Annotated in this window: 25 protein-coding genes and 1 pseudogene; 6 read left to right on the forward strand and 20 right to left on the reverse strand. The window is 62.9% G+C overall.

From position 1 onward, the window contains the following. Nucleotides 1-3: 3 nt before the first annotated feature. The 3 genes from ctaD to nrdF all read right to left on the reverse strand — a co-directional run bounded on the left by ctaD (nucleotide 4) and on the right by nrdF (nucleotide 4,707). Entirely contained in the window at nucleotides 4-1,761 is a 1,758-nt protein-coding gene (gene ctaD, locus B7E02_RS12445) for an aa3-type cytochrome oxidase subunit I (RefSeq protein WP_080796520.1), read from the reverse strand. A 455-nt stretch (nucleotides 1,762-2,216) separates the two neighbouring features. Then, nucleotides 2,217-3,443 (reverse strand): chromate efflux transporter, encoded by a 1,227-nt coding sequence (gene chrA / locus B7E02_RS12450; RefSeq protein WP_080796521.1) that lies wholly within the window; start codon nucleotides 3,441-3,443, stop codon nucleotides 2,217-2,219. 259 nt (nucleotides 3,444-3,702) lie between these two features. After that, nucleotides 3,703-4,707: a class 1b ribonucleoside-diphosphate reductase subunit beta gene (gene nrdF, locus B7E02_RS12455; protein ID WP_080796523.1), complete on the reverse strand. Its 1,005-nt coding sequence runs from the start codon at nucleotides 4,705-4,707 to the stop codon at nucleotides 3,703-3,705. A gap of 374 nt (nucleotides 4,708-5,081) precedes the next feature. Here nrdF and B7E02_RS12460 point away from each other — a divergent pair, with 374 nt between their 5' ends. Both B7E02_RS12460 and B7E02_RS12465 read left to right on the forward strand, forming a co-directional pair. Beyond that, entirely contained in the window at nucleotides 5,082-5,570 is a 489-nt protein-coding gene (locus tag B7E02_RS12460; protein ID WP_080796525.1) for a ferritin, read from the forward strand. A gap of 154 nt (nucleotides 5,571-5,724) precedes the next feature. Then, nucleotides 5,725-6,459: a FadR/GntR family transcriptional regulator gene (locus B7E02_RS12465; RefSeq protein WP_080796527.1), complete on the forward strand. Its 735-nt coding sequence runs from the start codon at nucleotides 5,725-5,727 to the stop codon at nucleotides 6,457-6,459. 6 nt (nucleotides 6,460-6,465) lie between these two features. On the opposite strand, the gene nrdE is transcribed toward B7E02_RS12465, so the two are convergent. From nrdE to B7E02_RS12505, 8 genes and pseudogenes are all read right to left on the reverse strand, one after another. Next, nucleotides 6,466-8,622 (reverse strand): class 1b ribonucleoside-diphosphate reductase subunit alpha, encoded by a 2,157-nt coding sequence (nrdE, locus tag B7E02_RS12470; RefSeq protein WP_080796530.1) that lies wholly within the window; start codon nucleotides 8,620-8,622, stop codon nucleotides 6,466-6,468. Nucleotides 8,623-8,707: 85 nt separating this feature from the next. Beyond that, nucleotides 8,708-9,145: a class Ib ribonucleoside-diphosphate reductase assembly flavoprotein NrdI gene (gene nrdI, locus B7E02_RS12475; protein ID WP_080796531.1), complete on the reverse strand. Its 438-nt coding sequence runs from the start codon at nucleotides 9,143-9,145 to the stop codon at nucleotides 8,708-8,710. Between the two features lie 157 nt (nucleotides 9,146-9,302). Beyond that, nucleotides 9,303-9,536, reverse strand: a complete 234-nt coding sequence (gene nrdH, locus B7E02_RS12480; protein ID WP_080796533.1) for a glutaredoxin-like protein NrdH — start codon at nucleotides 9,534-9,536, stop codon at nucleotides 9,303-9,305. A gap of 365 nt (nucleotides 9,537-9,901) precedes the next feature. After that, complete coding sequence (locus B7E02_RS12485) at nucleotides 9,902-11,578, reverse strand: glycoside hydrolase family 13 protein (RefSeq protein ID WP_080796535.1); 1,677 nt, start codon at nucleotides 11,576-11,578, stop codon at nucleotides 9,902-9,904. Continuing rightward, nucleotides 11,571-11,987: a PTS sugar transporter subunit IIA gene (locus tag B7E02_RS12490; protein WP_080796537.1), complete on the reverse strand. Its 417-nt coding sequence runs from the start codon at nucleotides 11,985-11,987 to the stop codon at nucleotides 11,571-11,573. Before B7E02_RS12490 ends, B7E02_RS12485 begins: the two co-directional genes overlap by 8 nt. Before the next feature lie 25 nt (nucleotides 11,988-12,012). Beyond that, nucleotides 12,013-12,861: pseudogene (locus B7E02_RS14700) on the reverse strand (PTS system mannose/fructose/sorbose family transporter subunit IID). Then, complete coding sequence (locus B7E02_RS12500) at nucleotides 12,854-13,660, reverse strand: PTS mannose/fructose/sorbose/N-acetylgalactosamine transporter subunit IIC (protein WP_080796538.1); 807 nt, start codon at nucleotides 13,658-13,660, stop codon at nucleotides 12,854-12,856. Before B7E02_RS12500 ends, B7E02_RS14700 begins: the two are co-directional and overlap by 8 nt. Nucleotides 13,661-13,707: 47 nt before the next feature. Then, nucleotides 13,708-14,184, reverse strand: coding sequence for a PTS sugar transporter subunit IIB (locus B7E02_RS12505; protein ID WP_080796539.1), 477 nt, complete (start codon nucleotides 14,182-14,184; stop codon nucleotides 13,708-13,710). A gap of 172 nt (nucleotides 14,185-14,356) precedes the next feature. Here B7E02_RS12505 and B7E02_RS12510 point away from each other — a divergent pair, with 172 nt between their 5' ends. After that, on the forward strand, nucleotides 14,357-15,403 hold the full coding sequence (locus B7E02_RS12510; protein ID WP_080796541.1) for a LacI family DNA-binding transcriptional regulator: 1,047 nt from the start codon (nucleotides 14,357-14,359) through the stop codon (nucleotides 15,401-15,403). An 18-nt stretch (nucleotides 15,404-15,421) separates the two neighbouring features. Here B7E02_RS12510 and B7E02_RS12515 read toward each other — a convergent pair whose 3' ends face one another. From B7E02_RS12515 to ykgO, 3 genes are all read right to left on the reverse strand, one after another. Beyond that, nucleotides 15,422-16,018, reverse strand: coding sequence for an O-methyltransferase (locus tag B7E02_RS12515; RefSeq protein ID WP_080796542.1), 597 nt, complete (start codon nucleotides 16,016-16,018; stop codon nucleotides 15,422-15,424). Nucleotides 16,019-16,413: 395 nt separating this feature from the next. After that, a protein-coding gene (locus B7E02_RS12520) for an IS3 family transposase (protein WP_143336607.1) occupies nucleotides 16,414-17,702 on the reverse strand; the annotation gives its coding sequence in 2 pieces (ribosomal slippage) (nucleotides 16,414-17,429 and nucleotides 17,429-17,702; 1,290 coding nt in all). A gap of 228 nt (nucleotides 17,703-17,930) precedes the next feature. Further along, complete coding sequence (gene ykgO / locus B7E02_RS12525) at nucleotides 17,931-18,053, reverse strand: type B 50S ribosomal protein L36 (protein WP_003857945.1); 123 nt, start codon at nucleotides 18,051-18,053, stop codon at nucleotides 17,931-17,933. Between the two features lie 186 nt (nucleotides 18,054-18,239). Between ykgO and nadE the strand changes: the two genes are divergently transcribed. Further along, nucleotides 18,240-19,070: an ammonia-dependent NAD(+) synthetase gene (nadE, locus tag B7E02_RS12530; RefSeq protein WP_080796544.1), complete on the forward strand. Its 831-nt coding sequence runs from the start codon at nucleotides 18,240-18,242 to the stop codon at nucleotides 19,068-19,070. Here the strand turns inward: nadE and B7E02_RS12535 are convergent. The 4 genes from B7E02_RS12535 to B7E02_RS12550 all read right to left on the reverse strand — a co-directional run bounded on the left by B7E02_RS12535 (nucleotide 19,067) and on the right by B7E02_RS12550 (nucleotide 22,852). Next, nucleotides 19,067-19,810 (reverse strand): fructosamine kinase family protein, encoded by a 744-nt coding sequence (locus B7E02_RS12535; RefSeq protein ID WP_080796545.1) that lies wholly within the window; start codon nucleotides 19,808-19,810, stop codon nucleotides 19,067-19,069. The genes nadE and B7E02_RS12535 overlap by 4 nt on opposite strands. After that, nucleotides 19,810-20,232, reverse strand: coding sequence for a pyridoxamine 5'-phosphate oxidase family protein (locus B7E02_RS12540; RefSeq protein WP_080796936.1), 423 nt, complete (start codon nucleotides 20,230-20,232; stop codon nucleotides 19,810-19,812). Before B7E02_RS12540 ends, B7E02_RS12535 begins: the two co-directional genes overlap by 1 nt. Before the next feature lie 75 nt (nucleotides 20,233-20,307). Further along, on the reverse strand, nucleotides 20,308-21,330 hold the full coding sequence (locus tag B7E02_RS12545) for an MDR family oxidoreductase (protein WP_080796547.1): 1,023 nt from the start codon (nucleotides 21,328-21,330) through the stop codon (nucleotides 20,308-20,310). A gap of 130 nt (nucleotides 21,331-21,460) precedes the next feature. Next, a complete protein-coding gene (locus B7E02_RS12550; RefSeq protein WP_080796550.1) occupies nucleotides 21,461-22,852 on the reverse strand; it encodes an NAD-dependent succinate-semialdehyde dehydrogenase in 1,392 nt (463 codons plus the stop codon). A 241-nt stretch (nucleotides 22,853-23,093) separates the two neighbouring features. Here B7E02_RS12550 and B7E02_RS12555 point away from each other — a divergent pair, with 241 nt between their 5' ends. Together B7E02_RS12555 and B7E02_RS12560 are read left to right on the forward strand one after the other, a co-directional pair. Beyond that, entirely contained in the window at nucleotides 23,094-24,581 is a 1,488-nt protein-coding gene (locus B7E02_RS12555; protein WP_080796552.1) for a DNA-3-methyladenine glycosylase 2 family protein, read from the forward strand. Beyond that, nucleotides 24,578-25,114 (forward strand): methylated-DNA--[protein]-cysteine S-methyltransferase, encoded by a 537-nt coding sequence (locus B7E02_RS12560; protein ID WP_080796554.1) that lies wholly within the window; start codon nucleotides 24,578-24,580, stop codon nucleotides 25,112-25,114. The genes B7E02_RS12555 and B7E02_RS12560 overlap by 4 nt, the downstream gene beginning before the upstream one ends. Here the strand turns inward: B7E02_RS12560 and B7E02_RS12565 are convergent. Both B7E02_RS12565 and B7E02_RS12570 read right to left on the reverse strand, forming a co-directional pair. Next, nucleotides 25,050-26,288 (reverse strand): MFS transporter, encoded by a 1,239-nt coding sequence (locus B7E02_RS12565; RefSeq protein WP_080796556.1) that lies wholly within the window; start codon nucleotides 26,286-26,288, stop codon nucleotides 25,050-25,052. The two genes, B7E02_RS12560 and B7E02_RS12565, sit on opposite strands and share 65 nt — an antisense overlap. Then, the gene (locus tag B7E02_RS12570; RefSeq protein WP_245802270.1) at nucleotides 26,288-26,680 is read right to left on the reverse strand and encodes an ArsR/SmtB family transcription factor; all 393 of its coding nucleotides are present in this window, start codon (nucleotides 26,678-26,680) and stop codon (nucleotides 26,288-26,290) included. The genes B7E02_RS12565 and B7E02_RS12570 overlap by 1 nt, the downstream gene beginning before the upstream one ends. Nucleotides 26,681-26,828: the final 148 nt, after the last annotated feature.

The raw sequence follows: 26,828 nt of genomic DNA on the forward strand, positions 1-26,828 counted from the left end.
GCCCTAGCGCGCGGGAGCCTCATCACGCATCGGGTTGCCGGTACCGACCGTCGGCTGGGATGCATCATCATGGTGTCCGGTGTGCGCTTCTGCACGCATACGCTCAACCATGTGCGGGTAGTGCAACTCGAAGGCGGGCCGCTCGGAGCGGATACGCGGCAGAGAGGTGAAGTTGTGGCGAGGGGGCGGGCAGGAGGTTGCCCACTCCAGGGAGTTGCCATAACCCCAGGGGTCGTCGACGGTGACCAGCTCGCCGTAACGCCAGGACTTGAAGACGTTCCAGACAAAGGGGATGACCGAGAGACCGAGCAGGAAGGCGAAGACCGTGGACACCTGGTTCAACAGGGTGAAGCCGTCGGAGTCGAGGTAGTCGGCGTAACGACGCGGCATACCCATGTTGCCGAGCCAGTGCTGGACCAGGAAGGTTCCGTGGAAGCCGATAAAGGTGAGCCAGAAGTGGATCTTGCCCAGACGCTCGTCGAGCATGCGTCCCGTCATCTTCGGGAACCAGAAGTAGACGCCTGCACAGGATGCGAACACCACGGTACCGAAGAGGGTGTAGTGGAAGTGCGCGATCAGGAAGTAGGAGTCGGCGAGGTGGAAGTCCAGCGGCGGCGATGCCAGCATAATGCCGGTGAGGCCACCGAAGAGGAAGGTGGACATGAAGCCGACCGACCAGATCATCGGGGTTTCCCAGGTGATGTGACCCTTCCACATGGTGCCCACCCAGTTGAAGAACTTCACGCCGGTGGGCACGGAGATCAGGAAGGTCATGAAGGAGAAGAACGGCAGCAGCACCGCGCCTGAGACGAACATGTGGTGCGCCCAGACGGCCATGGACAGCGCGCCGATGGACAGGGTCGCGAAGACCAGGCCGACGTAGCCGAACATGGGCTTGCGGGAGAATACCGGGATGATCTCGGAGACGATGCCGAAGAACGGCAACGCGAGGACGTAGACCTCGGGGTGTCCGAAGAACCAGAACAGGTGCTGCCAGAGGATCGCACCGCCATTGGCGGGATCGTAGATGTGCCCACCGAGCTTGCGGTCATAGAGAACGCCGAGCGCGGCGGCGAGCAGCAGCGGGAAGATCATCAGAGCCAGGATGGAGACGACGAAGATGTTCCAGGTGAAGATGGGCATACGGAACATGGTCATACCCGGTGCACGGAGGCAGAGGATGGTGGTCATCATGTTGATCGCTGAGGCGACGGTGCCCACGCCGGTGGCGCCGACGCCGACGATCCACATATCGGAGCCGATGCCCGGGGAGTGGATGGAGTCCGACAGCGGCGAGTACATCGTCCAACCGAAGTCAGCTGCACCACCGGGGGTCAGGAAGCCGGTGAGCATGGCGATACCACCGACGGTGGTGATCCAGAAACCGAAGGCATTCAGACGCGGGAATGCCACGTCGGGTGCGCCGATCTGCAGCGGTAGAACATAGTTGGCGAAACCCCAGACGATCGGGGTTCCGTAGAGCAGCAGCATCACGGTGCCGTGCATGGTGAACAGCTGGTTGAACTGCTCATTGGACAGGAACTGCAGACCCGGGCTGAAAAGCTCCGCGCGGATCAGCAGTGCCATTAGGCCACCGAGAAAGAAGAAGCTGAAGGACATGATGATGTACATGATGCCCAGCTGCTTGTGGTCGGTGGTGGTCAGCAACAGCCATGCCTTGCTACCTTTGCGGGCATGGCCGGTCGGCTCGGGCCTTGGGGGGGCGACGTGCCCCTCGACCCTGGGCGCCACAGCGGTCATAGGTTCCTCCTGACTACGGGACACCCCATCCGGGCGATGGGGTGCCCATTTTCAACACTGCCTCATCATAGGCGACAGACAGGATGTGAAGCCAGCCAAAATGGCCGGTATGCGGCTAACTGTAACCCCATTAGAGGTGCAGGGAAAATGTTTTGCGGTTGTTGATGGGACCGCTCGTCCATTCGGGATTGACGGTGAGCACACAGTTTCAGCGAAAGTTGTGAAGAGTTTCACATTTTCTTCCCGGTTTCACCAGTTCGGACTACTACTTCACCCCCTGGCCATGCAAGTTTTTATGCACCCCCCGCTTGGTGTCAACCTAAAGGTTGAGGAGGGTGGTTGAGGCCGGGGAGCCACTGCTTTCACACCCTTCCCACCGCTCCCGAGACACCGTGCTGGGCCACGCCCCGTGCTCCCGCGGCCGAATTCCCCGCCGGTGCACCGCTCGCCCGGAGCTAGATCCAGGGGGTTCCGAGACCGGTCAGGCCCGCCACCGCTCCGCAGCCGGCCCCGGCGAGAACCGCGGCCCAGGCGGGCAGTCTGAGCAAGGTGAGCATGAGCAGACACCCCAGGGCAATGACAAGTGATGCGATCCCGGTGACACCGGAGGTGATGACGGGTGTCCACAGCGCCGCGGCGAGAATCCCCACCACGGCGGAGTTGGCACCCGCCATCGCGGCGCGGACCCTGATGTTTCCGCGGATCCGGTCCCAGAACGGAAGCACGCCGATCACGAGCAGCAGACCGGGAAGGAACACGGCGGCCAGGGCGAGCAGGGCGGCGATCGGGGCGCGCCACCCCGATTGCATCTCAAAGCCCAGGTAGGCGGCGAAGGTGAACAGGGGTCCGGGCACTGCCTGGGCCACCCCGTACCCGGCGAGGAACTGCCCGGGGGTGACTGATGCCGCTATTGCGGGTTCGCCCTGCAGGAGTGGGAGCACCACGTGGCCTCCCCCGAAGACCAGTGCCCCGGCCCTGCTGAACGCATCGGCGATCCCCACCCACGGGTTGCGTGTGACAGCCAGCAGCAGCGGCAGTCCCGCAAGTATCAGTCCGAACAGGACCAGGGCGGCTATCCCGACGCTTCGCGGGAGCCGCACGCCAAGGGGTTCGGCCGCGGTGCCGACATACTTCCGGCAGAACACCAGCCCGGCGGCGATGCCGAAGGCAATCGCACCGACCTGGCCGAGGCTGCCCGGAAGCAGCAGGGCGAGACCCGCGGCCAGCAGACCGATGCTGAGCCGGCGAAGATCGGGGGTGAGGGTGCGCGCCATGCCCCACACCGCATGGGCCACCACTGCGACAGCGACAGCCTTGAGTCCGACCAGCAGCCCATGCCCGACCGGGCCGGAGAGGGAGACCGCACCTACCGCGAACAGGACCATCAGCAGGGCGGAGGGGAAAGTGAAGGCGATCCAGGCGGCGAGTGCCCCGAGCGGTCCGCCGCGAATTAGTCCGAGGGCGAACCCGACCTGGCTGGACGCGGGGCCGGGAAGGAATTGGCAGAGCCCGACCAGTTCGGCGTACTGCCGGTCGCTGACCCACGCCCGTCGCGCGACGAACTCCTCCCGGAAGTAGCCCAGATGCGCGACGGGACCGCCGAAGGAGGTGACGCCGAGTTTGAGGAAGGCCCGGAGGACCTCCCCCGGGCCACCGGATGATCCTGGATCCCGCGCGGTCATACCGTGCGCCAGGCCATGCGGGAGCAGCGGATCGGGGACACGTGATGGATCCGGTGACCCCCCACCCTCAGTCGAGGGATCGGAGTGTGCCGGGCGCTATCGCCCGCCGGTTCAGGTTTCAGCATCCATTCATTTTGATGGACGTCGAATCATTCCGCACCCGGCCCATGCGGCGAAGGGGACAGAATTCATCCGTTATTAATGTGGGAGATGAATGTGGCAGTCCCGCCAGGGCCCGCCACGGGGCGAGAGCGCGGACCTAGAAGTCCCAGTCCTCATCCTCGGTGTTCTCCGCCTTGCCGATGACATAGGAGGAACCGGAGCCGGAGAAGAAGTCGTGGTTCTCATCGGCGTTGGGTGACAGCGCGGAGAGGATCGCCGGCGACACCCTGGTTTCATCCGCGGGGAACAGGCCCTCGTAGCCGAGATTGTTCAGCGCCTTGTTCGCGTTGTAGCGAAGGAAGCGTTTGGCATCCTCGGTCCACCCGAGCTCATCGTAGAGATCCTCGGTGTACTGGGTTTCATTGTCATAGAGATCGTAGAGCAGATCGAAGGTGTACTCCTTCAGCTCGGCCCGGCGCTCCGCGGACTCCCTGGCCAGTGCCTTCTGGTACTTGTAGCCGATGTAGTAGCCGTGGACGGCCTCATCGCGGATGATCAGCCGGATGATATCGGCGGTATTGGTCAACTTGGCGTGGCTGGACCAGTACATGGGCAGATAGAATCCCGAGTAGAAGAGGAAGGACTCCAGGATCACCGAGGCGATCTTGCGCTTGAGCGGATCCTCGCCCTCGTAGTAGGAAAGGATGATCTTCGCCTTGCGCTGGAGATTGTCATTCTCCTCCGACCAGCGGAAGGCATCGTTGATCATCGGGGTCGAGGCGAGTGTCATAAAGATATTGGAGTAGCTCTTTGCATGAACGGACTCCATGAAGGCGATATTGGTGAGCACGGCCTCCTCGTGCAGGGAATCGGCATCGGGGAGCAGGGAGACGGCGCCGACGGTCCCCTGGATCGTATCCAGCAGGGTCAGACCGGTGAACACCCGCATGGTGGCCTGCTTCTCCAGGTCGTTCAGGGTTCCCCAGCTCTTGATGTCATTGGACACCGGCACCTTCTCCGGGAGCCAGAAGTTTCCCGTGAGGCGATCCCAGACCTCCAGATCCTTCTCATCGGCGATGGAGTTCCAGTTGATTGCCTCCACCGGCTTGGGGTGGGTTTCCAGGTAAGCCTCGTGTGCGCTCGTGTCAGCGTCTGCAGCCATGTGGTGCAATCGTCCCTTCATTGTTGGCGTGTAGATCTCAACCAATGACCTTACCCTCTCTTCAATACTTATCGACGCCCCTACCGGAGGCTCCCGGAAACCCCGGCACGGGCTTCCAGGTTGTTAATTTGGTCACATAAACGATGGGCAACCACCGCCGATGACCTCCTGCACCAGAGGTTTTCACGACCTCCATTTATCGGCATACATTATGGCGCTGAGCATTACATTTAGATAGATCCTTTAATGTGACCTGAGGCATAAAACGCAGTGATCCGCACCGGCCAACTTAGCTTAAGCAAACCGCAAAAACACGGGTTATGCTGCGCTAACCTTTGCTGACAAGCCCCTTTTGTCCGTGTAGCTTCTGTGTCATGGCTATCAACGAGAAAATCGCAACCGCGTTCAACAACCAGGTAACAGCAGAACTTGAAGCGTCTCTGGTCTACCTCCAGCTCTCATACGTCCTCGACGACCTCGGACTGGTCGGGATGCGCGACTGGATGAAGGCACAGAGCGAGGAGGAACTGGTTCACGCCCACAAGTTCTCCCAGCATCTCTTGGACCGTGACTACGTCCCCCAGATCGGCGACATCGCTCCGCCGAAACTGGATGTCACCTCCGCAGTGGAGGCATTCGAGGCATCCCTGGCACACGAGCAGAAAATTTCAGCCATGATCCGCGAACTGGCTGCGATCCAGGACGCCGAGAAGGACTACGATTCCCGCCAGCTCATCGACTGGTTCCTCAATGAGCAGATCGAGGAGGAGTCGACCGTACAGGAGATCCTGGATCGGCTGCGCATCGCCGGCAACTCCGGCTCCGGCATCCTGCGCATCGATTCCGAGCTCGGATCCCGCTAGAACCTCGATACCGGCCCCGCCCCCCACGGGGCGGGGCTTTTCCGATCCCATAACAATTTGGCTGTTTCGGCAAAGCGGGAAAGCAGATGTGTGAATAATGGTATTCACATTCAGCCGATATGTCGCCCACCCCGCCCTGTGAAGGAGGCACCCCTTGCCCCCGGTTCCCGAGAAGAAGTCGACTCCCAACGCCGCGAAGCCACTTCTGGACCATGTGCTCGAGGAGCTCGGCCAGGAGATTGTCAGTGGGGCCATCGGTGCGGGAGACACCTTCAAGCTCCTCGATATCAGTGAGCGCTTCAGCATCTCACGCACCGTGGCCAGGGAGGCGATGCGTGCACTGGAGCAACTGGGGTTGGTCTCGTCCTCCCGGCGGATCGGGATCACGGTCCTGCCACCTGAACGCTGGGCGGTATTCGATCGCTCCATCATCCGCTGGCGGCTCAATGATGAGGGCCAGCGCGAGGGTCAGCTGCAGTCCCTCACCGAGCTGAGGATCGCCATTGAGCCCATCGCCGCCCGCAGCGTCGCACTGCATGCCAGCAAGGAGGAACGCGCCCGCCTGCAAACCCTGGCCAGGGAGATGCGTGAACTCGGCGATGCGGGAATGGGGGCGTCCCCGCGCTTCCTCGAGGCCGACATCTCCTTCCATGAGCTGATTCTGCGCTACGCCCACAACGAGATGTTCGCGGCACTGGCACCCTCCATCGGTGCGGTATTGGAGGGCCGAACCAATCTGGGCCTCCAACCCGATGTGCCCGAGGCTCTGGCGCTGGACAGCCACGAAAAGCTGGCCAAGGCGATCATGGAGCGTGACGCCGACGCCGCGGAGGAAGCCTCCCGTGGAATCCTCAATGAGGTGCGGGACGCACTCTCCTCCATGAAATAGACTAATCTACAGCATGCAGCTGACGCAGCCCTCGATCTCCGTGCCCTCCAGTGCCACCTGACGCAGGCGGATGTAGTAGAGGGTCTTGATGCCCTTGCGCCATGCGTAGATCTGGGCACGGTTGATATCGCGGGTGGTGGCGGTGTCCTTGAAGAACAGCGTCAGGGACAGACCCTGATCCACGTACCGGGTGGCCACGGCGTAGGTGTCGATGATCCTCTCATAGCCGATCTCATAGGCATCGCGGAAGAACTCGAGGTTGTCGTTGTCCATGTGCGGCGCCGGGTAGTAGACGCGGCCGATCTTGCCCTCCTTGCGAATCTCGATCTTGGAGGCGATCGGGTGGATCGAAGAGGTGGAATTGTTGATGTAGGAGATCGAACCGGTCGGCGGGACCGCCTGCAGGTTGCGGTTGAACAGCCCGTACTCCATCACGTCAGCCTTCAGCTGCGCCCAGTCGGCCGCGGTGGGTGTGTGGATGCTGGAGGCGTCGAAAAGCATTCTGACCTTGTCGGTGGTCGGTGCGAAATCCGCGGGATCAAAACGGTCGAAGTACACACCCGAGGCGTACTCGGAGTTCTCGAAGTGGGCGAAACGCTCCCCACGCTCACGGGCGATCCGGTTCGAGGCACGGAGACACTGGTAGAGAACCGCGGCGAAGTAGGCGTTGGTGAAGTCGAGACCCTCCTCTGAACCGTAGTGGATATGCTCGCGGCCGAGGTAGCCGTGCAGGTTCATCTGACCGAGGCCGATGGCGTGCGCGGCCTCGTTGCCCTTGCGGATCGAGGGCACGGAATCGATGCTGGTCTGTTCGGACACAGCGGTCAGACCACGGATCGAGGTTTCAATGGTCCTGGCGAAGTCGGGGGAATCCATCGCCATGGCAACATTGAGCGAGCCGAGGTTACAGGAGATGTCCTCGCCGATCTCCGCGTAGCTCAGGTCCTCGTTGTAGGTCGAGGGCGTGGACACCTGCAGGATCTCCGAGCACAGGTTCGAGTGGGTGATGCGCCCCTCGATGGGGTTCGCGGCGTTGACCGTGTCCTCGAACATGATGTAGGGATAGCCCGACTCGAACTGGATCTCCGCCAGGGTCTGGAAGAACTGCCTGGCGTTGATCTTGGTCTTGCGGATCCGGGGATCCTCGACCATCTCCTCATAGTGCTCGCTCACGGAGACATCGGCGAAGGGCTTGCCGTAGATGCGCTCGACGTCATAGGGGGAGAACAGGTACATATCATCATTGCGCTTGGCCAGTTCGAAGGTGATATCGGGGATGACCACGCCGAGGGAGAGAGTTTTGATGCGGATCTTCTCATCGGCGTTCTCGCGCTTGGTGTCCAGGAAGGACAGAATATCCGGATGGTGGGCGTTGAGGTAGACCGCTCCGGCACCCTGACGGGCACCCAGCTGGTTGGCATAGGAGAAGGAATCCTCCAGCAGCTTCATTACCGGGATGACTCCGGAGGACTGGTTCTCGATCTTCTTGATCGGGGCTCCGGCCTCGCGCAGGTTGCTCAGCAGCAGGGCGACGCCACCGCCACGCTTGGACAGCTGGAGCGCGGAGTTGATGGCCCGGCCGATGGACTCCATGTTGTCCTCGATGCGCAGCAGGAAGCAGGATACCGGCTCGCCGCGCTGCGCCTTTCCGGAGTTGAGGAAGGTCGGGGTCGCCGGCTGGAAACGACCGGACATGATCTCATCGACGAGGTTCTCGGACAGCGCCCTGTCTCCGTCGGCGAGGGTGAGTGCGACCATGCAAACGCGATCCTCGAAGCGTTCGAGGTAGCGGCGGCCGTCGAAGGTCTTCAGCGTGTAGGAGGTGTAGTACTTGTAGGCTCCGAGGAAGGACTGGAAGCGGAACTTGAAGGCGTAGGCGCGCTTGAACAGGGACTTGACGAACTCAAAGTCGTACTTGTCCAGAACCTCCGGGTCGTAGTAGTTGTTCTCCACCAGATAATCCAACTTCTCGCTGAGGTCGTGGAAGAACACCGTGTTCTGATTCACATGCTGGAGGAAGTACTGGTTGGCGGCTTCACGGTCCTTGTCGAACTGGATCTTTCCATCATCGTCATAGAGGTTGAGCAGAGCGTTGAGGGCGTGAAAATCCAGCTGCTCCCCGCGCTTCACCGGCTCGGCGACGGTCTTTCCCAGTGCAGTCAATTTCTGTGACCTTTCAAATAGTTGCTTGCCATCGGTATTCAATTATCCGGAGCCATCAATGTTGATGAATCTGAACCCGGTGCGTTCAACGGACAGATTGCGGACCGAGACCCAGAGCCTCGGCGTTGTCCATGAGCCCCTGCCGGAGCACCCGGACATCCTCCTCATTGCCCATGAGCTCGAACCTGTACACATACGGCACGTTACATTTCCTGGCGATCTGATCCCCCGCTCGTCCAAAGTCCGTGCCGAAGTTCGAGTTTCCCCCGGCGACCACCGCCCGGATGAAACTGCGGTTGTGTCCGTCATTGAGGAAACGGATGACCTGCGGCGGGACCGGACGGGAGTTCTGACCCGAAATCGACGCTCCACCACCATACGTGGGAACCACGAGCACATAGGGTTCGTCCACCCGGAGCGGCTGCTCGGTGCGGGTCATCGGAATCCGTACGCTCGGCAGGCCGAGCTTCGACACAAAGCGATGGGTGTTGTTGGTGGCCGAGGAATAGTAGACGATCAGCATCCCCGAGCCCACCTCCCTTCCGGTTATCTCGCCGGTTATCTCTGCCCTCCACGCCCGGGGAGCCGGAGTGCCGGGGGCGGGGTAAAAAAACAAAATCCGCCAATCAGAACTGGTCGGCGGAGGGGCGTTGCTGCCCGCGGTGTGCGGACAGGAGTTTCTAGGCGACGGCTGCGGCCATTTCACGGATCCGCTCGGGGCGGAAACCTGACCAGTGCTCACCCTCGACCACCACGACGGGCGCCTGGAGATAGCCGAGTGCGAGGACGTAATCGCGGGCCTCATCATCAAGACTGATATCGACGAGCTCATAATCCAGACCTGCACGGTCGAGGGCTTTCTTGGTGGCGGTGCACTGCACACATGCCGGCTTGGTGTAAACGGTGATGGCCATGATCGGACCCTTTTCCTTCTCGGCCCCCAGCTTCGAAATGGGGCCTCGTGTCACTTTTTTTGGTTTTGTCCTGCAGAGCGTTCGTGCTCCCCTGCGGTATGAACAAACACTATACTTTGTGGTCAATTAGCGCAAGGAGCACTACATATAGTAGTTACATCAAGGGAATTCCCAGCACAGTAGTTGCCCACCCACCACATGTTGGGCCTCGCCGGAACTTCGTCTGACACGCCTGTCATTTTCCGGGCGGTCACCCCTGCCATTTTCCCAGCAGCGCCATTTTCCCGAAGGCCCAGCGTTATATAATTGTTACAATGCCGTGCTCCATTCCCGGCGTAACGCCACGCCCGGCCCGCGCCCGGCCACTACCCCGCGAGCCGAAACACAACCCCCTCATAGGGCCGCAGGACGAACCCACGCGGATCGCGATCATCGGGATAGTTGGACAGCAGTTGCCTTGAGGTGCCGAAGCTGACATCCCCCGGCAGGGTGAACTCCACCGCCTCCGCACTGAAGCTGCACACCACCAGCAGTGCCTCACCCTCCCCCTCCCGGAGGTAAGCGAAAACATCCGGATCATCGCCGTTGATCAGCCGGTAGCTTCCGGTGGTTACCAGATCACATTCATGGCGCAGCCGGATGAGCTCACGGTAGTGGTGGAACACCGATTGCGGGTCCTCCACTGCTTCCTCGGCATTGACGTGCACATGATTGGGGTTGACCGGTAGCCATGGCGTGCCGTCGGTGAAGCCCGCCTCCGCGCCGGCCGTCCACTGCATGGGCGTTCGTGCATTATCCCTTGACCTTGCGTGGAGAATGGCCATGGCCTCGCCGTCGTCGAGCCCGGCCGCGGTGAAATCACGGTAGGCGTTTTTCGAGTCAATGTCATCGAACTGCCCGATCCGGAGGAAATCCGCATTCGTCATGCCGAGCTCCTCACCCTGGTAGATGTACGGCGTGCCCTGCATCAGATGCAGCAGCGTGCCGAGCATCTTCGCACTCTCCACCCGAAACCGGCCGTCATCGCCGAACCTGGAGACCACTCGCGGTTGGTCATGGTTGCTCCAGTAGAGACTGTTCCAGCCGCGTCCGTTGAGAACCTCCTGCCAGTGCGACAGGACACGGCGCAGATCCGGCATCCGGGCCGGACACACATCCCATTTGCTGTCACCCGCCCGGTCGACGTGCATGTGCTCGAAATGGAAGATCATATCCAGTTCACCGTTGCGCGGGTCGGTGTATTCGATGGCCTGCTCCGCAGTGGTCCGGGGTGTCTCACCGACGACCATGACGTCGAAGTCATCGAGAACATCCCTGCGCAGGTCACGGAGGAACTCATGGACCCTGGGCTGATTGGCGCATTGGGGATAGTAGGAGCCGTAACCGTCGGGGCCCGCGGGAGTGGAGCGAAACTCCTGGTTCTTGGCAATCAGGTTGATCACATCCATCCGGTAGCCGTCGATGCCGCGGTCCAGCCAGAACCGCATGATCTCCCGCACCTCCGCACGGACCCGGGGGTTCTCCCAGTTCAGGTCGGGTTGCTCGGCGGCGAAAAGATGGAGGTAGTACTTTCCCACCGTCGCATTCCACGTCCAGGCGCTGCCACCGAAGGAGGATTTCCAGTTGTTCGGAGGCCCGCCGTCCACACCGTCGCGCCAGATGTAGTAGTCCCGGTAGTGCCCCGGGTCCGCAGAACAGGAGCGGCGGAACCATTCATGCTGGTCCGAGGTATGGTTGACCACCAGATCCAGGATGATTCTGAGGCCGCGCGCATGTGCCTGTGTGATGAGTTCATCCGCGTCGGCAAGCGTTCCGTATTCCGGCGCGACGACACGGTAGTCAGCGATGTCGTATCCGTTGTCCACATTGGGGGAGGCGTAGATGGGGTTGAGCCAGATGACGTCGGCACCGAGCTTCTGCACATAGGAGAGCTTGTCGACGACCCCCCTGAGGTCACCCACACCGTCCCCGGTGGAGTCACGGAAACTGCGCGGGTAGATCTGATACACCACCGCCCTGCGCCACCACGGCCGGTCATTCATCGTCATCATCCATCTCGGTGGATACCTGGTTGACGTGGACGATGGCCTTCCTTGCCTGCTCGATGTAGGTGTTGATCCTCTCCTCGGTCGGGGGCTTTCGCTCGGGATGCAGGGCGAGCTGGAGGGCCAGCGCCACGTTGGCGCCGGCGATGACCGTCGTGTTCGGCCTCCGCTGCGCGACCAGGGCGAACTCCTGGTTGACGCTGCCGCCGAGCAGGTCGGTGAGAATCACCAGTTCATCGTCTGGATCAATCTCCGCCATGACCGCTGCCACCTCATCGGCCACTGGAATGTTCTCCGAGTAGGCATCGAGGACATGGAACATTTCCTTCTTGTTGCTCACCAGCTCGATGGTGTGGGCGAGGCCGCTGGCGAAATGGCCGTGGGAGGCAATGATGAAGCTGCGCATGATCGGTTCTTCCTTAAACTCTTGATTAGGGGGCGAGGATGCCGAATCCGGCTGCGGCGATCGAGATGACCAGAACAACCAGAATGACGCGGGTGACCGACATCCACTTCTTGCCCAGGAGCCAGTAGATGAGGGCGGCGAAGACCGCGGGCAACAGTGCCGGCATGATCGCGTCAAGGACATCGCTCTGAATGTTCAACGAGACCTCCCCCATCTGGAAGACAAAGGGAACGTTGATCTTGACCACCGAGGCAATGAGTGCGCCGACGACGGTGAGGCCGAGTACCGAAGCAGCCTCCGTGAACGCCGTCAGCTTGTCACCCATGTTGGTGATCAGCTGAACTCCGGATTAGTAGCCGATGGAGAAGAGTTTGAATCGCAACGCCAGGAATACGATGTTGAGGATGAACCAGACTATGCCTCCGAGCGGGTTGCCCTGCAGCGCCATGTAGCCGGCGATCGAACCCATGATGGTGGGCAGCAGCACCCAGATGAGCGTGTCACCGACACCTGCGAGCGGACCCATGAGGCCCGTCTTGAAGGACTGCACGGCGGGCCCGGCCTTTCGGCCGTCCTTCTCCTCCATGGCCAGCACCGCACCCAGAATCAGGTTCGCCATCCAGGTGGTGGTGTTGAAGAACCGCGAGTGGTTGACAAGTGATGCCTTGTAATCGTCATCATCGGGGTAGATCTTGCGGAGGGTCGATGAGAGCCCGAAGACAACGCCGGGTCCCTGCTGGGTCTCGTAGTTGAAGACGTTGCAGGCCATGAACATGTAGCGGGCTGCCGATTGCCGGATATCCCGCTTGGTCAGGGAGTACGTCGGGGTGGCGCCGTCGGGGAGGTCGGCGTCGGTGGGAATGGGCTCACTCATCGTAATCAAGTCCTGTCTGTGCGAGTTGGGGCTGTGGGGAGGCCGCGGCGGCCGCGGAGGGGGTCGGCTCCGCGGTGGTCCTGCGGAAGAACTCGTAGGAGAATCCGAACCCGAGAAGTGCGATTCCAAGGATGGGCATGTTCAGGTAGGCCGCCAGGACGAATCCTATGGTCAGGTAAATCAGGTAGCGCTTGACCGGCATGTAGCGCAGCAGGATCGCGATACCGACCACGGGCAGGATTCCGCCCGCAACCTGCAGGCCCTCGGTGACCCAGACCGGAACGGCCTCGAGGATCCAGTTGACCACGGGCGCCCCGAAGAACACCGCGATGGCGGTGGGGATCGCCGTGGACAGGCCGAACAGCAACGGCCCGATCCAGAGCGTGCGCAGCGCCGCGGAGAATCTTCCCACCTCCACCTGCTTCTGGGAGGCCCGTGCGACAAAGTTGTTGATGATCTTGACCACGATGTCGAGCTGGATACCCAGCATGCCGACGGGCAGACCGATGGCCAGACCGACATCGATTCCCTGCCCGGTCTTGATGGCCACGTAACCGCCGACGATGGTGGCCAGGCCGTAGTTCGGGACCGATGAGCCACCGAGCTGCGCTATACCCAGCGCCATGAGCTGGAAGGTTCCGGCGATGACCATCGCCGTCTGCATGTCACCCATGATCAGGCCGACGAAGACGCCCACGATGGCCGGGAAGTAGGACAGTATGACGGGACCGTTCTGGTCGATCGTCATGATGAACGCTAGGAGGATGATGAGGATCATCTGGATGATCTCGATGGGCATTGCCGTCTCCTGTTTCCTTAGGTACCTGTTGTTGTCTGCTGAGTCCGCTAGATTTCGGTCAGCGGCTGCTCAGGATCGGAGGGAACATAGCGGATGGACAGCGGGATTCCACGGTCCCTCAGTGCCCTGAGGTCGGCTTCCTCCCGCTCATCCACGGCGACCCAGCTGGAGAGCTTCTTCTTTCCCTCGGAGTAGAAGATGATTCCGAGGTTGATCCCGGGGATCTCCACCCCTGCCTCCGCCAGGCGCAGATAGGTGGCGGGCTCCTTGACCACGATCAGCACCCGCTGGTTGGCGTAGTTGCCAGCAAGGAAATTGGCGATCGCCTTGTCCGTGTCGATGATCGACATCCCGGTGCCTACCGGCTTGGACAGCCGCATGCTGGATTTGAGCATTTCATCCCTGCTGACCGTGTCATCGATGACCATGATCCGGGTTGCGCGTGTCTCAGTGGCCCACCGCGTGACCACTATCCCGTGCACGAGGCGTTGATCCACTCGCGCGAGAACAATTCCATTAAACATGGTGACTCCTTCAAGTTATGTATACGCTTACATAACGGGGTGTTTGAGGTTTCAAGGTGAGTATAAGCAGGATTGTCAAGGTGATGAAAGCGTTTACATTGACAATATTGTGCAATCGCTTACATGTGTCTAACGTGGAGCATCAAGAGCACCTTTACTCGAGAGGATATCCATGAGTCCCCACCGCCGAGGTTCCAGAGGAGCCACCATCGCCGACGTGGCCAAGCTCGCGGGAGTGTCCACCGCAACAGTATCGCGAGCCCTTCACGGCTCCGCCAATGTCGGCCCCGGAACACTGGAAAAGGTGGCAAGGGCCGCCGAGGAACTGAACTTCAGCGTCACCCGCAGCGCATCGGCGCTGGCCAGCGGACGAACGAACCGAATCGCGCTGCTCAACGGAGGGCAGCTGGCACACTGGTTCGTCAGTGAGATCCTGCAGGGCAGCTACACCCACCTCAATCAATCAAACATGGACCTACTGATCTACCGTGCGGGAAGCCGCACCGAACGTGAACAGTTTTTCACCGCCCTGCCTGCGCGTCGAAACGCAGATGCCATGCTGGTGACCTCCTTCGCCCTTGAAGCGGAGGAGGTGACCGCCCTGGAGAGCCTGGGAATGCCGGTGGTCTACCTCAACATGCCCTATGACGACCGGCCCAACGTCTCCATCGACGACGTCGCCGCAGGCTCGGGCGTGGCCAGGCATCTCATCGGCCTGGGACACCGCCGGCTCGCCTTCGTGGGCACCGGCCTTACCCACCTGGGTTTCGATTGGAGCTCCGACGACCGTTCCCGCGGATTCGCCGAGCAGATCAACGCATCGGAGCACGCAATCTCCTTCGAGTCGATCACCGTTGCCAATACCCCGAGGGCGGCAAGCGAGGCTGTCACCCAGATTCTCAACCTCTCCCCCATCCCGACTGGAATCTTCGTACTCCATGACGAACTGGCCCTGGCGATCACCCACATCCTCCGCCAGCGCGGACTGCGGGTACCCGAGGACATCTCCGTGATCGGCTTTGATGATCACCCGCTCGCCGAACCCTTCGGACTCACCACCGTCCGGCAGCCCGTGGAGGAGATCGGCAGGCGGGGAGCCGAACTGGCCGTCAAACTGGCTCGGGGCGAGGACCCCGGGAACACCAACATCAGCATCCCGACCTCGCTGATCATGCGCACCACGTCCTCCACTCCGCAGGCGAGTGTCCTCCTGTCCTAACTGCCTGTCGCCTATCGCCTATCGACGCCCTTCACCGCGCTGCACAACGAGCAGCCCGGCCCCGGACCGGATCACGACGGCGGAGAACCCGGGATCCGCGTCCACCAGCGCACGAAACTCCGTCACCTGATCGGCGTGCGAGATCACATTGTCCACGATCAACAACCCACTGTGGGCGAGGACCCGGCGAAGCTCCGGCCAGTAATCCGCATAGAATGACCGCTCGGCGTCAAGAAAGATGAACGGCCACGCGCCATCCGCCTCGGTCTTGAGCAGCTCGCCGGCATCGCCCACCAGAACTTCGACCCGATCGCGGAGGCCACACTCCTCGAGATTGAACTCCGCCTCGGCGGAACGCTGGCGATCATTATCGATCGTGGTCATCCGCCCCCGCGTGGATCCCAGGGCATCGGCCAGCCAGATCGTGGAGTAGCCATTGGATGTGCCGATTTCCAGGAGCCGGTCGGGAGCGATGCCAACGACCAGCGTATGGAGGATCGCCGCCGATTCCGGCTCAAGATTCCGCCTGCGATCTACCCGGGATTCCTGGGTGGCATCGAACTGCCTACCCTCTTGATACAGCTCGGCCAGGGACTGAAGGAGATTGGTGTCCATCGCCTCATAGTAATGGTGGCAAACATAGTTTCAACACAGTGAGATTCAAGCCACATTCCAAACCCCTGCATCCTCATGCCACAGATTCCGGCCAAGCCCGGGTGAGGCTCTCCACAAACGGACAGCTCATCGCGGGAGCTGCGACCAGCTGACCGTCAACCCCAACCGCGGCCCGGATCCCCACCAGTACCCGCGCAAACGGACAGCTCATCGCGGGAGCTGCGACCAGCTGACCGTCAACCCCAACCGCGGCCCGGATCCCCACCAGTACCCGCGCAAACGGACAGCTCATCGCGGGAGCTGCGACCAGCTGACCGTCAACCCAAACCGCGGCCCGGATCCCCACCAATACCCGCGCAAACGGACAGTGAACCGGCCCGGGTTCTGTGCCGCTTCTATGCGGGGAGCGACTCCTCGGTGAGGGCCGCGTAGTAGGTCGCCTCGAACTCGTCGGGGCTGACCATTCCAAGGCTACCGTGAAGCCTTCGGTTGTTGTACCAGTCGACCCATCCGGCGGTCGCGAACTCGACGTCTGCGATTGTCTTGTAGGGGCCGTCGTGGAAGATCGTCGTACGCACGCATTCGGCCTTGTAGAGCCCGTTGATCGTCTCCATAAGCGCGTTGTCGTACGCATCGCCGACGGTCCCGATCGAGGCGGCGATACCCTCGAGCGCGAGATGCTCGGTGAGCATCACGGAGGTGTATTGGGCCCCCGCATCCGAGTGGTGCCGCAGTTGTCCGGGGCCGACTCGGTGGCCTTGCCGGTCACGTTCCCAGAGCGCCATGCGCAGCGGGATCATGACGAGGTCGACATGCTTGGTGGTCTGGACGTGCCAAGACACGATGCGTTGCGAGAACACGTCGAGGATGAACGCGACATACACCCATCCCGCCCAAGTGCGGACATAGGTGAAATCGGTGACCCACGTGTGATCGGGCCGCGGGGCGGTGAAGTCCCGGTTCAGCAGATCCCCGGCCCGGATCCCGTCCTTCACACGGATCGTCGTACGGATCGCTTTCGCCCGCGTGACGCCCGAAAGCCCCAATGCCCGCATGGCACGGTCGACTGCCCCGCGGGAGGCCTCCGGGAGCGCGGTGCGGCGGATCAGGGCGGTCATTTTCTTCCGCCCGTACAACCCCTCCGGAGTCATCCGACGACGTTGCTCACCGGCCTGATCCTCGACGGTCGTCCAGGCGGCGTCACGGACCGCGTCCACGACCATCGCGTCGGCTACTGTACGGGCCGAAATCCGGGGGCGTTTCCAGGACCGGTAGGTGCGTGCCGCGATCTTCATGCCCTGCTCACGCAGGACGCGAACGATCGACTCGACGGCGAAGCCCTCCGAACGCATCTGGTCGATGAAGCCCATCATCAACGGTTGCGGGGGTCGAGCTCCCCCGCGAAGAAAGTCGTCGCCGCGCGCAGGATCGCTACGTCCTCACGGAGCCGACGGTTCTCGGCTTTGAGCCGCTTGATCTCAGCGTGCTCTTCGCTGGTTTGACCTTCTCTGGTGCCGGCATCGATCTCAGCTTGGATCACCCACCGGCGCAGCGACTCCACGCCGACGCCCTCCTGACGCGCAACGGCTGCGATCGCCTTCGCGTTCGATGGGTACTCCGATCGGTGCTCGCGCACCAGCCTGACCGCTCGTTCACGGACCTGCGCATCAATCTTCTTTGGCATGAAGCCATCCTCTCAACTCGAAAAGATGCGGCATCAAACCTGGGCCGGTTCACAGCTCATCGCGGGAGCTGCGACCAGCTGACCGTCAACCCCAACCGCGGCCCGGATCCCCACCAATACCCGCGCAAACGGACAGCTCATCGCACCGCCCCCCTCAGCGGACACGAACGAAAGAAGCCGCCACCCGCAACATCTCTGTTACAGGTGGCGGCTCAAATCCCGCGAGTATCAGCCCTGGCGAGCCTTGAAACGGGGTTCCTTCTTGTTGATCACGTAGACTTTGCCACGGCGACGCACGACCTGGGCGCCCGGCTTGTTCTTCAGCGACCGAAGGGAATTACGTACCTTCATTGGGCGCTCCTTTCTCTCATGCGCAATAAGGCTAATTGAGCTCGGGTGATGAACACGCAGTTCGCGCGCGTCAACCCAGCTATGACACGAGGGATAATCTTAACCGACGAGTAGGGAACATCCAAAATTCCGCTGGCGCCCCCTGCCGCCCTGTCGTGCGACAGAAAATATGCCTACGATGTTGGCATGGCCAATTTACATGCATCGATCATCGATACCCTGCATACCCTCCCCTCCATTGACCCTGCGCGGGAGGTCGAGGAGCGAGTCCAGTTCCTCGTCGACTATCTGCGCGCATCCCACGGCAAGGGCCTGGTCCTTGGCATTTCCGGCGGCCAGGATTCCACGCTCGCGGGCCGTCTCTGCCAGCTGGCGGTCGAGCGGATCCGCGAGCAGGACACTTCCGAGCATGCCTTCATCGCGGTCCGCCTGCCCTACGGGGTGCAGGCCGATGAGGCTGACGCCCAGACCTCGCTGGCCTTCATCAGGCCGGATAGAAGCGTGACCATCAACATCAAGGATGCGACGGATGCCACCTTCGCCACCACGGCGCAGGCCATCGGACAGGCGGGCCTCAGCGACTTCAACAAGGGCAATATCAAGGCGCGGCAGCGGATGGTGGCACAGTACGCCATCGCCGGAGAGCTGGGTTTTCTGGTTGTGGGCACCGATCACGCGGCGGAGAACCTCGCCGGGTTCTTCACCAAGTTCGGTGACGGGGCCGCCGATATCCTGCCGCTGGCGGGCCTGAGCAAACGCCAGGGTGCGGCACTGCTCAGGGAGCTCGGCGCGCCGGAGTCGACATGGAAGAAGGTCCCCACCGCCGATCTCGAGGAGGACCGCCCCGCGCTGCCCGATGAACAGGCCCTCGGGGTGACCTACCACGACATCGATACCTATCTGGAGGACGCCGGCGAGATTTCGCCCGCGGCCAACGCACGCATTGAGCACCTCTGGACGGTGGGCGAGCATAAGCGCCACCTTCCGGCCACCCCCCAGGATCAGTGGTGGCGCTAGAGCCGCAGGGTCGCCTCGGCGGCGCGCACCAGTTGCACCCCATAGCCGGGGCCGTGGGTGAGCGCATGTACCGCGAGCGGGTGGAGCTGGTGCATCGGGGTGCGCCGTAGCCAGTCCCCCTCCAGCTTGACGACGCCCAGATATCCACGCCGGATCTCTTCAATGAAGGGTGCACCGAAGAGTGCCAGCATGGCCAGGTCGGTCTCAGGGTGGCCACCGTGGGCCGCAGGATCAATCAGAACCGGCCCCTCCGTACCGAAAAGCAGGTTGCCCGCCCAGAGATCACCGTGGAGACGTGCGGGTTCCACATCCACCGCCATGTTCAGTACATGCTCACAGGCGGCCTGCACCGTGTGCAGGCCGGGTGTGCTGAGGTGGTGGCGTCGATAAGCGGCGAATGCAAAGGGCAGCACCCGCTGGTCCACGTAGAACCGCGCCCAGTTGTCGGTGGGGGTGCATTCCTGCTGCCGGGTGCCGATGTAGTTCGGCCCCGTCCACCCCGGCGGCGGCGAACCGAAGCTGTCGGCGCCGGCGCTGTGGATGATCGCCAGCTGGCGTCCCGCCTCCCGGGCCGCCGCGGGGGTCGGCGGAACCTCCTCCACGCGCACCGTGGTGATCTGCCGCTCATCGGCGCTGAGAACCTCCACGACCGCGGTCGACGCCTGCCTCAACCAGGTCAGCCCCGCGGCCTCGGCAAGTGCTGACCGGGGCTCGCGGGGCGTCTTGGTGAAGGTCTCCATCAGTAACGCTCGGGCTCCTCGCCGAGCTCAAACTGGCGTCCCGACACCTCTCTGGGGGTGATCCGGACATAGTTGTACTTCAGCGTGGGCACCCACGGCTTGAGGTCGAGGGTATCGGCATGCGCGATCTCGGCAGAGTCACGCACCAGCTCCGCGTTACCCTTGATCACCACGGACCAGGCGGTTCCCTCCTTGACCTCATCGACCTCGAAGAGCACGTCATGATTGAGGTTGATGGTGAACAGCTTGTTACCCTCCGCGGTACGGAAGTACAGGTTGCCCCCGTCCACCACATAATTCACGGGGAAGATGTCCATGTCGTCGCTTCGACGCACGACGATCCTGCCCAGCGTGGTGGAACCGAGAAGCTCGAAGGCCTCCTGCTCCCCGAGAACCCTGATGGGCCCGTTTGAGTCACTCATTGTGAACATCACTCCGCTCAACTAAAGAAAGGTAGATCATATTTCCGCCTCCAAGTTTAACCCGTGCGGTGCTACTCAGCGGACCCTGACCGCGGTGCGGCCGTGAAGTTTGCTCGCCATGAGATCGGCTCCCGCCTGCGCAACCTCGGCGAGCTCCACGACCTGTGTCATCGCATCGAGGACCTCGGTGTCCAGCGTCTCCGATAATAGAGCCCAGGCACGTCGCCGCTGGTCATGTGGCGCATCGACGGAATTGATACCCATCAGGTGCACGCCGCGGAGGATGAAGGGGAGTACCGTCGCCGGCAGATCGGGTCCCTGCGCCAGACCGCAGGCCGTGACCACCCCACCCCATTTGGTCTGGGCCAGGGCGTTGACAAGTGTGTGGGATCCCACTGAATCAACCACCCCCGCCCAGCGGGCCTTCTGCAGGGGCCTGCCGGGGCCGGAGAACTCATCCCGGTCACGTATCTCCGAGGCTCCGAGCCCGCGGAGATAGCCCTCGTGCAGCTCCCTGCGACCCGTCACCGCGACCGTGGTGTAGCCGAGCCTGTGCAACAGGTGCAGTGCTATGGAACCGACGCCCCCGGTCGCTCCTGTCACCAGGATCTCCCCGTCCTCCGGCTTGACCTTCTGTCGGACCAGGGCATCCACGCTCAGTGCCGCGGTGTATCCCGCGGTACCGAGTGCGCCGACCTGCTCCGCGGAGAAATTGAAGGGGATGTGCAAGGTCGATGCGGAGTCGACCCACAGTCGCTGGGTGTATCCGCCGTGGCGGCTCTCCCCCAGCCCGGCCCCGTTTACCACGACCTCGTCCCCGCGTCCGAATCGTTCATTGCGGCTCTCGATCACCGTTCCCACCGCATCGATGCCCGGGATCAGCGGCCAGATCCGCACCACTCCCCTGTCGCCGCGCAGCGCCATGGCGTCCTTGTAGTTGAGACTGGACCAGCCGACCTCGATGAGCAGGTCGCCGTCGCCCAGGAATGAGGGATCCCCGGAGGTGTCGCGGTAGTCCACCTCCACCTCGTCATTGACGCCTTTCGAGACGACGATGCTGTGGACTTCCTCGGTGCTTTTTGCTGTCGCTGGACTCATGGCAGTCCATAGTAATCACTTGCCGGCCGGCGGATCCCCGGGAAAGCCGAAACCCCCCTCGGCAGGGAGCCAGGGGAGGGTTTCTGGGAGATTACTGGGAGATTACTGGGAGATTCTCAGCAAACGGGGGTCAGAAGGAACCGTCAATGTCGCTGACCACGATCGTCTTCTCATTGACGAACTCCTTGATACCGAGATCAATGAGCTCATGACCGTAACCGGAGTGCTTGACACCACCGAAGGGGATGTCCGCCTTGACGCCGGTTGGCTGGTTGATGAAAACCATGCCGGTGTCGATGCGCAGGGCCACCGCCTGGGCGCGGTGGATGTCGGTGGAGAACACCGATCCACCCAGACCGAAGGGGGTGTCATTGGCGATGCGCACCGCATCATCCTCATCCTTGGCGCGGTAGAGCTGCGTCACGGGGCCGAAGAACTCCAGCTGGGAGGTCTCGGACCCTTCGGGGATGTCGGTGAGCAGGGTGGGACGGTAGAATGCGCCCTGCTCCGGGACGGGCGCGCCGATCTCCTCGACGGTGACGCCCTCGGAACGTGCCAGTTCGACCTGCTTGGCCAGATCGTCGGCGGCCTTCTGGGAGGACAGCGGAGCCAGGGTGGTGGCGGGATCCAGCGGATCGCCGGCGACGAGCTCAGCGACGAACCCCTTATACGCGGCGAGGAACTCGTCATAGACACTGTCGACGACGATCAGGCGCTTGGAGGAGACACACACCTGGCCGGCGTTCCAGTGCCGACCGAAGGAGGCCCACTTGGCCGCCTTTTCGATCTCGGCATCCTCGAGCACCACGAAGGCGTCTGCGCCACCGAGCTCGAGAGTGGACTTCTTCAGGTTCCTGGCCGCGGTCGAGGCGATCGCGGCACCCGCACCCTCCGAGCCGGTGAGAGCGACGCCACGGACCCGGGGATCGGAGAGGATCTGCTCGGATGCCTCGTGGGAGGCGAAGATGTTGGTCAGCAGACCCTCCGGGGCGCCGGCCTTGCGGTAGAGCTCCTCCATGGCCAGTGCCGACTGCGGAACGTTCGACGCATGCTTGAGCACGAGGGTGTTACCCGCGATCAGCTGCGGGGCAGAGATACGGATGACCTGGTAGAAGGGGAAGTTCCAGGGTTCAACGGTGTAGAGGACACCGAGGGGCTCGTTGACGATGGCAACGTCGGTGTCACCGAAGCCCTCCGCGCGGATGTAGCGCGGGGTCAGATGCTCTGCGCCAAAGCGTGCGTAGTACTCCAGAATCTTCGCGGAAAGTTCCACCTCGGCCTCGGCCTCCCCGATGAGCTTGCCCATCTCGAGGGTGAGGATCTCGGCATACTCCCGGGAGTTCTCGCGGAGCTCATCCGCGGCCTTCTGCAGCAGCGCGGCGCGCTGCTCGATGGGTGTCTCCCGCCAGCTGAGGAACCGCTCGTGCGCACCCGCTATGGCAGCATCTATCTGCTCAGGGGTTGCGGTGTCGAAGGTCTTGACGACCTCGCCGGTGTACGGATTGGTGGTGGCGTAAGCCATTTTTTTTTGTCCTTTCAGAATGTGTCCGGTGATATCAGGGGCGGATGGTCCGTCCGTCCCCGATCGCCGGCCCCACGAAAACTCGTGCAGATTCCACCCTACGCTCGCGGATATGACAACAACATGGATGATTGCTGAGAGTTTGGGAACACCCATGCTCACAACCGCCCCGACACTCCGTCGACGGTGGTGTCCGATTTCCGCCAGACGGCAACCGCGCCAACGTGGTTCGATTGAGCACATGACACACACCGTCGATCCGAAATTCCGCGAAAGGTACCGCGCCATTGATGCGCGGGACCCGCGTTTCGACGGCCAGTTCTTCACCGCCGTCTCCTCCACCGGCATCTACTGCCGACCGTCCTGCCCGGCGCGCACACCGAAACCGGAAAATGTCTCCTTCTTCCTCACCTCCGCTGCCGCCCAGCGGGCCGGTTACCGCGCCTGCAGGAGGTGTGCGCCGGAGGCCGCACCCGGCACTCCCGAATGGAACATCCGCGGGGACACCGCCGCGCGTGCCATGCGACTGATCAATGACGGCGTGGTGGACCGCGAGGGGGTCGCCGGACTGGCCTCCAGACTGGGATACAGCCCCCGCCACCTCAACCGGATTCTCCTCGCGGAACTCGGTGCCGGGTCGCTGGCGCTCGCCCGCGCGAGGCGGGCCCAGGCTGCGCGTTCGTTGATCATCGAAACCGATCTCAGCATGTCCAGGATCGCGTTCGCCGCCGGTTTCACCTCCGTCCGGCAGTTCAATGACACCATGCTGGACATCTTCGGTCTGCGCCCCGGTGATCTGCGCCGTGCCGGCGGCACCTCCCGACCCTCCCCCACCCTGGGAGTGGAGTTGCCGGTACGCCAGCCTTTCGACGCCCCCGGCGTCTTCGGCTTCCTCGCCGCGCGTGCGGTGGGCGGCGTCGAGGTCGCCGACCTCGGCGATCCCACCCGGCTGCGCTATGCGCGCACACTCACCCTGCCGTGGGGGCCGGGTGCGGTCGAGGTCGTCGCAAAGCGGAGTGCCCGGGGCTGGAACCTGCGGGCACAACTCGAGCTGACAACGCTTGCCGACGCCGCCCCCGCCGTCGCGCGGGTGCGCCGCCTGCTCGACCTGGATGCCGATCCGGTGGCCGTCGACCGCGGCCTGGCCGAGGATCCCCGTCTGGCGGCGCTGGTGGAGCGGACCCCCGGTATCCGCGTTCCCGGAGCGGTTGATCCGCACGAGCTCGTGGTGCGCGCGATGGTCGGTCAGCACATCTCCGTCGCCGCGGCGCGCACACACCTGACCCGGCTGGCCACAGGCATCGGGCACCCCCATGCATCGGCCTTTGAGGGGCTGGACACGCTGTTTCCCGATCCCGTGGAGATTGTCCGCAGTGACCTCCTCAGGCTTCCCGCCAGATCGCTCGGTTATCTGCGCGCCACCCTGGAGGCTCTGATCTCCGGCGAACTGGTTGTTGATGTCGGCGCGGATGCCCCGGAACTGAGCGCCCAGCTGCTGGCGCAACCGGGAATCGGTCCGTGGACCTCCGCCTACATCCGCATGCGCGTGCTCGGATCACCTGATGCGTGGCTGCACGGTGATGTGGCACTCCTGGCCGGTGCCTCGGCAATCGGACTGGCCGATGCGGATCACCGGACGCTCGCCGCACATGCGGACACCTGGTCACCCTGGCGGTCCTATGCCGCCATGCATCTGTGGCGCGCCGCCGCGGGAAGGAAACGGACATGAAGATCACCACCCTGGCAACGCCCGACGGGGATTTCACCATCATCGTCTCCTGCGGGGCCGTACTGGCCTCCGGCTGGACCACCGACATCGCATCGCTGCTGGCGCTGATCCACCCGATCCTGCGCCCGGATACCGGGGAGATGCACAGGACCGGGCCCGGGGACGCGGAGGTCGCGGCCGCCACCGACGCAGTGGGAGCCTACTACCGCGGAGAGCTCGATGCCCCAGCACGGATCCCGGTGCACCAGGAGTCCGGCGAGTTCCGCACGCACGCATGGGATGTGCTGCGCGGGGTTGGCCCGGGGGATACCGTTTCCTACCGCGAACTGGCGGAGCTGAGCGACCGTCCGGCCGCGATTCGCGCCGCCGCGGGAGCCTGTGCGATGAACGCCGCGGCACTGTTCGTCCCCTGTCACCGCGTGCTGCGTAGCGACGGTGGCCTCGGCGGGTTCCGCTATGGCACCGAAATCAAGCGGAGTCTGTTGGCGAGGGAGTCGCGACAGGTGCAGGCACCCTCCATTCCCGGGCTGTGACGATGACACCCGTGCCCGCGATGACGCTCAGCAGGACGGCGATCGCGGGCAGCCCGACCACGGCTCCGAAGGTGCCCGCCAGCGGATATCCGAGCAGAAAACACAGGTGGGACAGCGAGAACTGGGCAGCGAACACCGCCGGTCGCGAATCCTGGTCGCTGTTGCGGCGCAGCAGCCTGGCAGACGGGGTGAGAACCATGGAAGTGGCCGCGCCGAGCAGGATCCAGAGCACGGTAAGTATCACCCACTGCATCCTCCCCTGCGCCAGCGTCAGTGCCGCCGGGACGGCCAGCAGCGCGACCGGCACCACCGCGCCGCCGGTTAGCATGACCCGGCGATCGGGCACCCCGTCCAACACCCTCGGTAGGCCCAGCGCCACCACCATGGATCCCGCTCCGTAGGCTCCCAGGAGCAGTGCGACCTCCGCCTGTCCGCCACCCAGCTGTGCCCTGACGATCTCGACGGTGTTGACGATGACCATGGAGGTCGCCATTGCGACGACTAGGTTGAGTCCCATGAGTCCGCGCAGTTCGGGCACGCATCGGAATGCGCGGATTCCGCGGGTGAGGCGCTCGGTGAACCCCGCCGTGGTGTCCACGGGCCCGACCGGACCAAGCACCGCCGTGGACACGAGCGACGCGGAGATCAGAAAGCCGAGCACCGTGCCGAGGAACAGGTTGTGATAGCTGATGAACAGCAGCAACGCCGCGGCGAGCATCGGGCTGAGCAGAGATTCGAGGTCATAGGCCAGGCGCGAGAGTGACAGCGCCCGCGTGTAGTCACGCTCATCGGGCAGCACGGAGGGAATCAGCGCCTGGAAGGTGGGCGTGAAGGTCGCCGAGGCGGACTGCAGCACGAAGATGAGGATGTAGATCTGCCAGGCGTCCGTGACAAACGGAAGCATCACGGCGATACCGGCCCGGACCAGGTCCGCTCCAATCAGCACCGGCTTGCGCGGAAGTCGGACGAACAATGCGCTGATGATCGGCGCGATGGCGACATAGGCGATCATCTTGATCGCCATGGCGACGCCAAGCACGGCCCCGGCATCGCCCCCGGCGATATCGAAGGCGAGCAGCCCCAGGGCCACGGTGAGCAGACCGGTACCGATCAAGGCGATGACCTGGGCACTGAAGAGCCTCGCGTAAGTCCGGTTGCGCAGGACGCCGAGCATCAGTCCGCCGCCGTGTCCCGGGGTGGCGCGGGGTGCGGTGTGTGGTGGTGGGGCGGGATCTGGCCGTTGGACACGGCATGTTCCGCCTGCCTTATCGCCTCCACCACCAGGGTCAGGGCGTGCTCATCGGCGAGGCGGTAGAGCACGCTTGTTCCCTCCTGTCTTGTGGTGACCATGCGCGCCATCCGGAGTCTGGCCAGGTGCTGGGACACCCCGGAGGGCTTCTTTCCCACCAGTTCGGCGAGTGCCTTGACCGGGAGTTCCACCTGCCTGCGCAGAGCGAGGATGATCCTGATCCTCGTGGGATCCGAGAGCAGACCGAGAACCTCGGCCGCGAGGTCGACAAACTCGGAGTCGGGATCCATTCCACAAAGCTTCTTATCCGCATTCATACGCATATAGTAACATTAGTGGTGGTTTCCCGTCACTCCGAGAACCCCGAGGAAGCCGTCATTGCGACGCGGGGCCTCCGCTGCACCGACCACAGGCGCCGGTTGGGCCGGTGAGTTTTCTCACCGCATCCGCGACGGGAAACCGGGC

Source organism: Corynebacterium pacaense, assembly GCF_900169525.1.
In the GTDB taxonomy this organism is placed as follows: Bacteria; Actinomycetota; Actinomycetes; order Mycobacteriales; family Mycobacteriaceae; genus Corynebacterium; species Corynebacterium pacaense.